11 protein-coding genes and 1 tRNA gene are annotated in these 10,888 nt (G+C 67.4%); 8 read left to right on the forward strand and 4 right to left on the reverse strand.

The genetic code is table 11. The features are described from left to right. Positions 1-27: 27 nt before the first annotated feature. A complete protein-coding gene (gene hisD, locus CJZ78_RS12010; RefSeq protein ID WP_369802065.1) occupies positions 28-1,335 on the forward strand; it encodes a histidinol dehydrogenase in 1,308 nt (435 codons plus the stop codon). A gap of 10 nt (positions 1,336-1,345) precedes the next feature. On the opposite strand, the gene rpiA is transcribed toward hisD, so the two are convergent. Together rpiA and CJZ78_RS12020 are read right to left on the reverse strand one after the other, a co-directional pair. Then, entirely contained in the window at positions 1,346-2,059 is a 714-nt protein-coding gene (gene rpiA / locus CJZ78_RS12015; protein ID WP_094561560.1) for a ribose-5-phosphate isomerase RpiA, read from the reverse strand. 37 nt (positions 2,060-2,096) lie between these two features. Then, the gene (locus CJZ78_RS12020; RefSeq protein ID WP_369802066.1) at positions 2,097-3,302 is read right to left on the reverse strand and encodes a trypsin-like peptidase domain-containing protein; all 1,206 of its coding nucleotides are present in this window, start codon (positions 3,300-3,302) and stop codon (positions 2,097-2,099) included. Positions 3,303-3,443: 141 nt separating this feature from the next. Between CJZ78_RS12020 and CJZ78_RS12025 the strand changes: the two genes are divergently transcribed. From CJZ78_RS12025 to CJZ78_RS12050, 6 genes are all read left to right on the forward strand, one after another. Further along, positions 3,444-3,743, forward strand: coding sequence for a hypothetical protein (locus CJZ78_RS12025; RefSeq protein WP_094561561.1), 300 nt, complete (start codon positions 3,444-3,446; stop codon positions 3,741-3,743). A 136-nt stretch (positions 3,744-3,879) separates the two neighbouring features. Next, positions 3,880-4,353: a ribosome maturation factor RimP gene (gene rimP / locus CJZ78_RS12030; protein WP_094561562.1), complete on the forward strand. Its 474-nt coding sequence runs from the start codon at positions 3,880-3,882 to the stop codon at positions 4,351-4,353. Between the two features lie 43 nt (positions 4,354-4,396). Then, entirely contained in the window at positions 4,397-5,776 is a 1,380-nt protein-coding gene (gene nusA, locus CJZ78_RS12035) for a transcription termination factor NusA (protein WP_094561563.1), read from the forward strand. Then, positions 5,773-6,051: a YlxR family protein gene (locus tag CJZ78_RS12040; protein ID WP_198953901.1), complete on the forward strand. Its 279-nt coding sequence runs from the start codon at positions 5,773-5,775 to the stop codon at positions 6,049-6,051. Before nusA ends, CJZ78_RS12040 begins: the two co-directional genes overlap by 4 nt. A gap of 85 nt (positions 6,052-6,136) precedes the next feature. Further along, complete coding sequence (gene infB / locus CJZ78_RS12045; protein WP_094561564.1) at positions 6,137-9,400, forward strand: translation initiation factor IF-2; 3,264 nt, start codon at positions 6,137-6,139, stop codon at positions 9,398-9,400. A gap of 5 nt (positions 9,401-9,405) precedes the next feature. After that, positions 9,406-10,170 (forward strand): low-complexity tail membrane protein, encoded by a 765-nt coding sequence (locus CJZ78_RS12050; RefSeq protein WP_094561565.1) that lies wholly within the window; start codon positions 9,406-9,408, stop codon positions 10,168-10,170. On the opposite strand, the gene CJZ78_RS12055 is transcribed toward CJZ78_RS12050, so the two are convergent. Continuing rightward, the gene (locus CJZ78_RS12055) at positions 10,087-10,341 is read right to left on the reverse strand and encodes a DUF3493 domain-containing protein (protein ID WP_094561566.1); all 255 of its coding nucleotides are present in this window, start codon (positions 10,339-10,341) and stop codon (positions 10,087-10,089) included. The genes CJZ78_RS12050 and CJZ78_RS12055 overlap by 84 nt on opposite strands. A 49-nt stretch (positions 10,342-10,390) precedes the next feature. Here CJZ78_RS12055 and CJZ78_RS12060 point away from each other — a divergent pair. Continuing rightward, positions 10,391-10,462: transfer RNA gene (locus CJZ78_RS12060), tRNA-Thr, on the forward strand. A 209-nt stretch (positions 10,463-10,671) separates the two neighbouring features. On the opposite strand, the gene CJZ78_RS14480 is transcribed toward CJZ78_RS12060, so the two are convergent. Next, the coding region (locus tag CJZ78_RS14480; protein ID WP_233128771.1) for a hypothetical protein at positions 10,672-10,888 on the reverse strand (217 nt) is incomplete at its 5' end.

The raw sequence follows: 10,888 nt of genomic DNA on the forward strand, positions 1-10,888 counted from the left end.
TCGCCTACCGCTCTGTCGATCACCTGCCTGCGGGATGACGCCTCGTCCGTTGCCAGGCCCTCGGCCGGTGGCAGCCCAGCGGCCGAACGCCTAGCCGCCATCGCCGAACGCACTAGCGGCGGCCGCATGCAGGAGGAGATGGCCCGTGTGGAGGCGATCCTCACCCAGGTGCAGACCCAGGGGGATCAGGCCCTGCTGGAGCTCACCGAACGGTTTGATGGCGTGCGACCCGATCCGCTGCGCATTCCGCGCGAACGGCTGGCGGCGGCATGGCAGGCCACCCCCGTGCCACTGCAGGAAGCCCTGCGCCTGGCTCACCAGCGAATCCTGGCCTTCCACCAGCAGCAACTCCCCGCCGACCTCGCCATCACCGGTCCCCACGGCGAACAGCTGGGTCGGCGCTGGCGACCGGTGGAGCGGGCTGGCCTCTACGTGCCGGGGGGGCGGGCCTCCTACCCCAGCACCGTGCTGATGAACGCCGTGCCGGCGCGGGTGGCAGGGGTGCAACGGCTGGTGATGGTGACGCCCCCCGGCCCCGGGGGCGAACCCAACGCCACCGTGCTGGCGGCCGCCCATCTGGCCGGTGTGGAGGAGGTGTACCGGGTGGGGGGTGCCCAGGCAATCGGCGCCCTGGCCTACGGCACCGAAACCATTCCCCAGGTGGACGTGATCAGCGGCCCGGGCAACCTCTACGTGACCCTGGCGAAAAAGGCTGTATTTGGCCGGGTGGCGATTGATTCCCTCGCCGGCCCGAGCGAGGTGCTGGTGATCGCCGACCACACAGCCCGCGTCGACCAAGTGGCAGCCGACCTGCTGGCCCAGGCCGAACACGACCCCCTGGCCGCAGCCATCCTGCTCACCACCAGCGAAGCGCTGGCTGCGGCCCTACCCGCAGCGCTGGAGGCCCAGCTTGAAAACCACCCCAGGGCCGAGATCACCCGCACGGCCCTGAACGACTGGGGCCTGATCGTGGTGTGCGACAGCCTCACCCAGGCGGCCCGGCTCAGCGACTGGTTTGCGCCCGAGCACCTGGAGTTGCTGGTCGAAGACCCGGAGCGCCTGGCCGAGCAGATCCAGCACGCCGGCGCCATCTTCATGGGGCCCTACACACCCGAGGCCGTGGGCGACTATCTCGCCGGCCCCAACCACACCCTGCCCACCTCAGGCACGGCACGGTTTGCCGGCGCCCTGAGCGTGGAGACCTTTCTGCGCCACACCAGTTTGATCCGGTTCAACCGGGAGGCCCTGGAGGCCACCGGGGCTGCCGTCATCAGCCTGGCGGAGAGTGAAGGACTCCACAGCCACGCCGAATCGGTGCGGCGCCGGCTGACGTGAGCGGGCTGGCCTAGCGCTTCACCAGATCACGCACCCGCGGCTGGCCATCAACGATTTCACCCACCAGCACCTGGTCGGTGATGTTGACGAACAAGCCGTTCTCCAGCACTCCGGGCAGGTTGTTGATCGCCGCCTCCAGGCTGGCCGGATCGCTGATGCCACCGGCGAATTTCACATCCAGCACCAGGTTGCCCTGGTCGGTCACCACCGGCCCAGCCTTCTTCACGGCCATGCGCAGCTGGGCATCACCGCCCATGGCGGCGAGCTCAGCCTGCGCCTGCCGCCAGGCGCCGGGAAGCACCTCCACCGGCAACAGGAAGCCCAGGTTGAGCGTGTCGACAAGCTTGGTGGCATCCACCACCACCACAAAGCGCTCGGCGCGGCGGGCCACCAGTTTCTCCTGCACGTGGCAGGCGCCACCACCCTTGATCAGCTGGAAGGAGGGATCCACCTCATCGGCCCCGTCGATGGCCAGATCGATGCGCTCGATCGCATTGAGGCTCTTGAGCGGAATGCCCAGCTCGGCGGCCAGCACCTCCCCCTGAAACGATGTGGTGACCCCCACCACATCGGTGAGTTCGCCGCTGTTGAGCTTCGCCCCGAGGGCCTGAATCATCAGGGCCGCGGTGGAGCCGGAGCCCAGGCCCACCACCATGCCGCTGCGGATCTGCTCGGTGGCAGCCGTTGCCACGGCCTGCTTCATCCGGTCCTGCAGGTCCGACATCCAGTGCTCCTCTCTCGGGCCGCGACCGTAGCAGCGTTCATCCGGTGTGGGGCAACGCCGCCGGCTTGATCGTGAGGCTGAGCTCCCGCTGGCCGCGGACCACGGTCAGCGGCAGGGGCTCTCCAACACTGCTGCGTTCCACCCGCTCAAGCAGGCTGGCCGGATCGGGCACCGGCTGGTCGGCGACGCCCACCACCAGATCGCCGCGACGCAAGCCCGCCGTTTCCGCCGGACTGGCGGGCAGCACCCGCTGCACCAGCGCCCCATCCCGCTCCGGAAGCTGCAACAGGGCGTCGGGGTCGCGGTTGTTGTCGCGGGCCCGACGGGCGGTGAGCGGCACCAGCTGCAACCCGAGATAGGGGTGCACCACCTGGCCGCCGGTGCTGAGCTGGGCGGCCACCCCTCGGGCCAGGTTGATCGGAATCGCAAAGCCGAGGCCAGCACCAGGGCCTGAGCGGACGAGGGTGTTGATGCCGATCACTTCACCAGTGGCATTGATCAGCGGCCCCCCGGAGTTGCCGGGGTTGATCGCGGCGTCGGTCTGGATCAGGTCGAGGCGCTTATCGGCGAAACCGAGGCTGTTGATGTTGCGGTGCAGGCTTGACACGATCCCCAGCGTCACCGTGCGCTCAAGTCCGTAAGGACTGCCCATGGCAATGGCCCAGTCGCCCACTTCCAGGGCTTCGGAATCCCCCAGGGGCGCGGCGCGCAGATCCCGGGAGCCAGGAATTTTGACCACGGCCAGATCGGTGACCGAGTCGGCCCCCACCACAGCCCCATCCACGTGCAGGCCATCGGCCAGGGTCACCTCAACGCTGTCCACCTGGTCGACCACGTGGGCATTGGTGAGCACCAAGCCCTTGCCGGCATCGATCACCACCCCGGAGCCCTGACCCCGCTCGCGCATGCTGCCGGAGGGATCGCCAAACAGGTCGCGCAACAACGGATCCAGCAGGGCGGGATCAAAGGGCTGGCGGGCCACCTCCCGCTCGGTGTCGATGCGCACCACCGCGGGGGCCACGGCCCGGGCCGCATCAGCCACAAAGCTATGGGGACTGGTGGGCACCAAGGGACTGGTTGGAACCACGGGACTGGTTGGCACCACGGCAGTGGCTGGCATCTCCAGCGCCAGGGCTGCAGATTCGTCACCCCCCCAACCCGCCTCCCAGGCAACCACCAGGCCAACTGCCGAGCCCAGCCAGAGGAGGGGAACCAGCAGCACGGAGCAAACCCTCACCCACATCCGCTTCATCGACAACCCGTTCACGGCAAAGGGGCAGGGGCCCGGCAATCGCGGCTCTGAGGCTAGGGACGCCGCCAACGCAGCAGGGTGAACTCAGGTAGGCCCATCCGCCTAAGTTGGCGTTTGATCGCACAGGCGGCCATGGCAGCAATTCCCCCCGGCACCCGTCAGCGCTGCACGCTCTGCCAGGTGGAGATCCAGGGCATGGTCGGCGGCAACGACCTGGTGCACTTCAGCCAGGGCGCCCCGGGCACGCGCGCCAAGCTTTGGGCGAGGGTTTGCCAATACCTGCGCACCGACGAGCAGAAGGGCCAGTGCCTCAACCAGGACGCCGGCCAGCGCGGCACCGTGCAGCCCAGCGACTACTTCGCCGAAGCCCCGGTGATTGAGATGCCTCCCTTGGGCGGCATGGGGCCTGGGACGGACCATCCCCTAGGGTGATGGCTTGCCCGGCGGGCAATCCCAATCGTCACGGTTCAGCTTTGCGCCCAAGGGCGCATGCAACAGACCGTGCAGATGGGCAGTTTTCCAGACTGCAAAAGCCGGCGGGCCTCCTGCCCCCAGCCCCACTGCAGCGTTGCCCCACCCCCTCCTGCCCGATCTGGAGCGCCTGGCCCAAGCGGCTGTGGCGCAATTCGGCTTCGCGCTCAAGGGCGTGCATCTGTTCACCCACCGCATCCCCATGACGGTGCAGGTGCTGGTGCAACGCGCCGATGGCAGCGACATCAGCCTCGATGAGTGCGCCTCCCTGAGCGCGCCCCTCGGCGAGGCGATTGAAGCAGCCGAGCTCCTCGGCGACGCCTATGTTCTGGAGGTCAGCAGCCCTGGCGTCAGCGACGATCTGCACGACGACCGGGATTTCCGCAGCTTTCGCGGATTTCCAGTGGCCGTGCACTGCCGCGATAGCAAGGGCCTTGAAGTGCGGCGCGAAGGGCTCCTGCTAGGGCGCGATGCAACAGATGTGCACCTCAACATCCGCGGCCGCACCCAGCGCATCCCGCGGGACTCGGTGATCAGCGTCTGCCTGGCCACCCCGACCCAGCCCACCTGATCCGCCTCTTCACCGCTCCCTGACCATTTCTCACCCCTGATCCATGGCCCTGGTTTTGCTCCCCGGTCTGAACAACCTGATCGAGGACATCAGCGACGAGAAGAAATTGCCACCCGCCGTTGTGGAGGCCGCCCTGCGTGAAGCCCTGCTCAAGGGCTACGAGCGCTATCGCCGCACCCTGTATTTGGGAATCAGCGAAGACCCTTTTGAGGAGGACTACTTCTCCAACTTCGACGTCGGCCTCGACCTGGAAGAGGAGGGCTACCGGGTGCTGGCCTCGAAAATCATTGTCGAGGAGGTGGAGAGCGAAGACCACCAGATTTCCCTGGCCGAGGTGCAACAGGTCGCCGATGACGCCCAGATCGGCGACACCGTGGTGCTCGACGTCACCCCCGAAAAAGAAGAGTTCGGCCGCATGGCCGCCGCCACCACCAAGCAGGTGCTGGCCCAGAAGCTGCGTGACCAACAGCGCCGCATGATTCAGGAGGAATTCGCCGACCTCGAAGACCCCGTGCTCACGGCCCGGGTGATCCGCTTCGAGCGCCAGAGCGTGATCATGGCTGTGAGCAGTGGCTTGGGCCGGCCCGAGGTGGAGGCTGAGCTCCCCCGCCGCGACCAACTACCCAACGACAACTACCGCGCCAACGCCACCTTCAAGGTGTTCCTCAAGGAAGTGAGCGAGGTGGCCCGGCGAGGCCCCCAACTGTTTGTGAGCCGCTCCAACGCCGGCCTGGTTGTGTACCTGTTTGAGAACGAGGTGCCCGAGATCCAGGAGGGCTCGGTACGGATCGTGGCTGTGGCGCGGGAAGCCAATCCCCCCTCCCGCTCAGTGGGGCCGCGCACCAAGGTGGCCGTGGATTCCGTGGAGCGCGAAGTCGACCCAGTGGGTGCCTGCATCGGCGCCCGCGGTTCCCGCATCCAGCAGGTGGTCAACGAGCTGCGCGGCGAGAAGATCGACGTGATCCGCTGGTCGCCCGACCCGGGCCAATACATCGCCAACTCCCTCAGCCCGGCGCGAGTGGAGATGGTGCGACTGGTGGACCCGGAAGGCCAGCACGCCCACGTGCTGGTGCCCCCTGACCAACTCAGCCTCGCCATCGGCCGCGAAGGGCAAAACGTGCGTCTGGCGGCCCGCCTCACGGGCTGGAAGATCGACATCAAGAACGCCAGCGAATACGACCAGTCCGCCGAAGATGCCGTGGTGTCTGAGCTGATCGCCCAGCGCCAGGAGGAGGAGGCTCTCCAGGCCGAAGCCGAAGCCCGTCTGGAGATCGAGCAGGCGGCCCGGGCCGAGGAAGACGCCCGCCTGCGGGAGCTCTACCCCCTGCCCGAAGACGAGGAGGACCTTGGCGAAGACGGCCAAGATTTTGCTGCCGAGGAGGCCGTCGCACAGGAGACCGTCGCAGAGGATGAGGCCCGGTGACGCCCCGGATCGTGCTTCGGCGCTGTGTGGCCTGTCGTGCGCTGCTGGATCGCCAGCAGCTCTGGCGGGTGATCCGGCTGGCCGAAGGAGGAATCGGATTGGACCAGGGCATGGGCCGCTCGGCTTACCTCTGCCCCAATCCGGTGTGCCTGGAAGAGGCCAGACGACGCAAGCGTCTGCAACGGGCCCTGCGCTGTCAGGTTTCAGATTCCATCGTTGAAACCCTGCAAAAGCGCCTAACACCCGGCGCTGATCTCGCCTCTAAGGCAAGATGAACATTGGCCGCAGAGTGTGCGTGCGGCCTGGTGTGCCCCTTGGCCCCGCTTGGCGGCCCCTGGGCCCCGATCCATGGAGACCTGAATGACCAGCAGCGGCAAAGTCAGAATTTATGAGCTGTCCCGGCACATGGGCCTGGAGAACAAGGACGTGCTCGATGCCGCCGAGAAGTTGGGGGTTGCGGCCAAGAGCCACAGCAGCTCGATCAGCGACGACGAAGCGTCCCGGATCCGCTCCCTGATCGAGGCGGGCAGCAACGGCAACCGGGCGGCTGCCGCTGCCCCCACCGCCCCGACGAAGGCGATTCTCTCGGTCAAGAAGGCCGCCAATGATGCTGCCGAGGCGTCCAAGCCTGCCGCCGGCCCACGGCCAGCGACCCCAACCCAAACGGCCGCAGCACCGCCCATGGCCGCGAAGCCAGCCATGCCCCCGGCCCGGCCCGTGGCGGCCAAGCCAGCCAACCAACCGCCTTCCTCAAGCAAACCGGCCGCTCCCAGCAAGCCTGCAGTGGTTAGCAAACCAACCGTGGTCAGCAAGCCTGCGGCGGCAAGCAAGCCCCCCGCACCCAGCAAGCCCGCAGCACCGGCCCGGCCTGCGGCGGCCGCACCGAGCAAGCCGGTTGTGATTGCCTCCAAACCCGCTCGCCCCGGCACCCCACCCCCAGCCCGCCCAGCAGCGGCAGCTCCCACGCCAAGTCGGAAACCTGAGCTGCCCGTTCGACCTGCCCCCAGCAAGCCTCAACTCGTGGGATGTCCCACCAGCGCCCCCACCAGCGCCCCCGCCGGCGCTGGCAGCGGCACCAGCAGCCGCCCCGCCTCTCCGGCGGGCCGCCCGCCACTGAGCCAGCGGCCGGCACCACCCCAGCGGGCTGGAGCTCCGGCCCCTGTTCGCCCCGGCAAGCCAGGGGCACCAGGTCGTCCCGGCCCAACCCCTCTCGAGCTGGTCGGCAAACCGATTCGCCGCGATAGCGCCGCTCCCGGAGCCCCTGGGCGCCCCGCCGCCCCGGGCCGCCCAGGCATGCCCGCCGGCATGCGCAAGCCGATGGCCCCTGGCGAGCTGATGCAGCTCCAGAAGCCCTCCGGCCGACCCACTGCTCCACCGCCACGGCGCCCCGGGGATCGAACCGAAGCCGGCGCACCGTCAAGCCCGGGCACGCCCGATCTGGTGCGCCCCAGCGCCACCCCACCGGCCGCACCGCGGCGGCCTGGCTTCCGGGCCCCCACGCCCGCTGGTGCAGCAGGACGCCCCCGCCGACCCGACTGGGACGACAGCGCCAAACTGGAGGCGCTGCGCAGCCGCACGCCGCAAAAGCAGCGCACCAAGGTGCACATCATCGGCGAAAACGATGATGCGCTCACCGCCGAAACCGGCGGCTACGCGGGCGAGCAGGAAGCCTTCGTGCTGCAGGCCAGCCTGGCCCGCCCCGCCAAGCCCCGCACCGCCTCCACCCCTGCCGCCAAGCCCATTGCGGCGATGCGGAAGCGCAAGAAGGAAACCACCCGTCAGCGGCAGCGCCGCCGCGCCATGGAATTGCGGGCCTCCCGCGAAGCCAAGGCCGTGCGGCCCGAGATGCTGATCGTGCCGGAGGGCAACCTCACGGTGCAGGAGCTGGCCGAGAAACTCGGCGTTGAGAGCTCCGAAATCATCAAGAGCCTCTTCTTCAAGGGGATCATCGCCACGGTCACCCAAAGCCTCGACCTCTCGACGATCGAAGCGGTGGCCGAAGAATTCGGCGTGCCGGTGCTCGAGGACGACGTCGAGGAAGCCGCCGCCAAGACAGTGGAAATGATCGAGGAGAGTGACCGCGATTACCTGATCCGTCGCCCGCCTGTGGTCACCGTGATGGGCCACGTCGACCACGGCAAAACAAGCCTGCTCGACGCCATCCGCAAAACCCGTGTGGCCGCCGGCGAAGCCGGAGGCATCACCCAGCACATCGGTGCTTATCAGGTGGAGATCCCCCACGCGGGCGAGCAGCGCAAGATCACCTTCCTCGACACCCCTGGCCACGAGGCTTTCACCGCCATGCGGGCCCGCGGCACCAAGGTGACCGACGTGGCCGTGCTGGTGGTCGCCGCCGACGACGGCGTGCGTCCCCAGACCCTGGAGGCAATCAGCCACGCCCGGGCGGCCAAGGTGCCGATCGTGGTGGCGATCAACAAGATCGACAAGGAAGGCGCCTCCCCCGACCGTGTGAAGCAGGAGCTCTCGGCCCTTGAACTGGTGGCCGAAGACTGGGGCGGCGACACCGTGATGGTGCCGGTGAGCGCCATCAAGGGCGAGAACGTCGACAAGCTGCTGGAGATGATCCTGCTGGTGACGGAGGTGGAAGACCTCCAGGCCAACCCGGATCGGATGGCCAGGGGCACCGTGATCGAGGCTCACCTCGACAAGGCCAAGGGACCAGTGGCCACGCTATTGGTGCAGAACGGCACCCTGAAGGCCGGCGACGTTCTGGCGGCCGGTCCGGTGCTCGGCAAGGTGCGCGCCATGGTGGACGACACCGGCAAGCGCGTGAAGGAAGCCGGCCCCTCCTATGCCGTCGAAGCCCTCGGCTTCAGCGAAGTGCCCACCGCCGGCGACGAGTTTGAGGTGTACCCCGACGAGAAGACCGCCCGCTCCGTGGTGGGCGATCGGGCCAACGAGGCCCGCGCCACCCGCCTGGCCCAACAGATGGCCTCCCGCCGGGTGTCCCTGGCTTCGATGTCGGGCCAGGCCAGCGAAGGCGAGCTCAAGGAGCTCAACCTGATCCTCAAGGCCGATGTGCAGGGCTCCGTCGAGGCGATCCTCGGCTCCCTCGAGCAGCTGCCCCAAGGCGAAGTGCAGGTGCGGGTGCTGCTCTCGGCTCCGGGCGAAATCACCGAAACCGACGTCGACCTGGCCGCCGCCTCGGGCGCGGTGATCGTCGGCTTCAACACCTCGATGGCGCCAGGGGCCAAGCGAGCCGCCGATGCCACCGGCGTCGACGTACGCGACTACGACGTCATCTACAAGCTGCTGGAAGACATCCAGATGGCCATGGAAGGCCTACTGGAACCGGAGCTGGTTGAGGAGTCCCTGGGCGAAGCCGAGGTCCGCGCCGTGTTCACGATCGGGCGCAGTGCGGTGGCCGGTTGCTATGTCACCACCGGCAAGCTGCAGCGCAACTGCAAGGTGCGGGTGTGGCGCGGCAAGGAGAAGGTGTTCGAGGGCGACCTCGACTCCCTGCGTCGCAACAAGGACGACGTCAAGGAAGTCGCCACTGGCTTCGAGTGTGGCATCGGCACCGATCGCTACACCGGCTGGCAGGAAGCGGATCGCGTCGAGGCCTACAAGCTGGTCACCCAGCGCCGCACCCTCAGCACCTGAGCCCTGTGAACCCTCGCAGCGAGCCCCTGCTCTGGCTCCAGCTCGTGGCCCTCGGGGCCATTCCGCTGGAGCTGCTGGGGCTGCTGCTGGTGCTTGCTGGCGCGGATCCCGGCCCTTTGCCTGGCCTGGAGCGCCTGCTGGCCTGGGCCATCGGGGCCCTGGGGCCCGCCATCGTGCTCTGGCAGCGTCCTGCTGACGTTTGCTCACTGCTGCTGGTCCAGGTGCCCGTGAGAGCGCGCAGCGAAGCCCAGCGCAGCCTGGCTGCCCTGCAGAGTCCGCTGCCCGCAAAGGTGGCCCTAGTGCTGGCAGCGGCGGCCCTGCTGCCCCTGTTCTGGTGGATGGATCAGCACGCCGCCCTGGCCTCCCCCCTCTCGCCCCTAGCGGCCAGCCCCCGTTTTGTTGGGCTGCTGTTGGCCTGCCCTCTGCTGGCCCTGATGCTGTGGCAGTGGCAACAACTGAGCCAGGCGATCGGGCTGCTGAGCCGGAGCCCAGCTGCACTCGCCACCTGCGTGCCCCTCACCCCCGTGCAACTGGAATCCGAGCGGCTGTGCTTGGGGTTGCCGCTGCTGCTGCTGAGCCCCCTGCAAATCACCAATCCCACCCCGCCCCAGCCAACGCCCACCGCGTCGGAAGTGACACCTGAGCCTGAGCCGGAGCCTCCAGCGCCAACCTCCGCTCCTGAGCCGTTAGCTGGTGGCACGGTTGCGATCGAACCAGAGCAACCCACCGAAGAGGGCGAAAGCGCCGATCTGGATGAGGAGATCACCTGAGGGCACGTCAGCCCCACTCGCTGATCGCATCGCCATCGTCGCCAACCCCACTGCCCCCGAGGCCGCTAGGGCAAGCCACACCGCACGGCGCAGCCCCCGCCACGGAGTGCGAGCCTCCAGCAACAGTCGCTCCCTCAATGCGGGATCAATCGATTCAGGCTTGGATCCCATCGTCACGCACCGCTTCAGGCTGACCGCTGAATGCTAATTTCAACAGAATGCCGGTGTAGCTCAGGGGTAGAGCAACTGATTCGTAATCAGTAGGTCGTCGGTTCAAATCCGATCACCGGCTTGATCCACACCGAGAAAGTCGAGCAGTCGCAATCGAAAGAGCCCTCTGGCAGATGAAGCCAGGGCTTTTGAGCAGAGGGCCCCAGCCAAGCTGCCTGCTTACCGAAATGCAACGCCAGGCGCAAGCTGGTCTGACTTCAGCTCATCAAAAGAAAAGCTTCTTCACCATTCAGAGTACGAAAAGCCAGCAGCACTCAGAATTTAAATCTTTCAAAAGCCGATAATGATCGCGTCAAAATCACTAGAAGCAAAGAGTACCCAAGAAAACTGATATCCATTCTCCTTGCTCACTAACCCCAAGAAAACAGCAGAAGGCCCGTCGACTTCCAGCTGCCCACTGTGCCGCGAGCTGTATCCCCGGCGCCGCAGCGCGGTGATCTGGCGGAAGGCCTGATCCCGATCCCCAGGTGGTGTATTCAAAGCCGCT

The organism is Synechococcus sp. 8F6 (assembly GCF_002252665.1).
GTDB lineage: Bacteria > Cyanobacteriota > Cyanobacteriia > PCC-6307 > Cyanobiaceae > Cyanobium_A.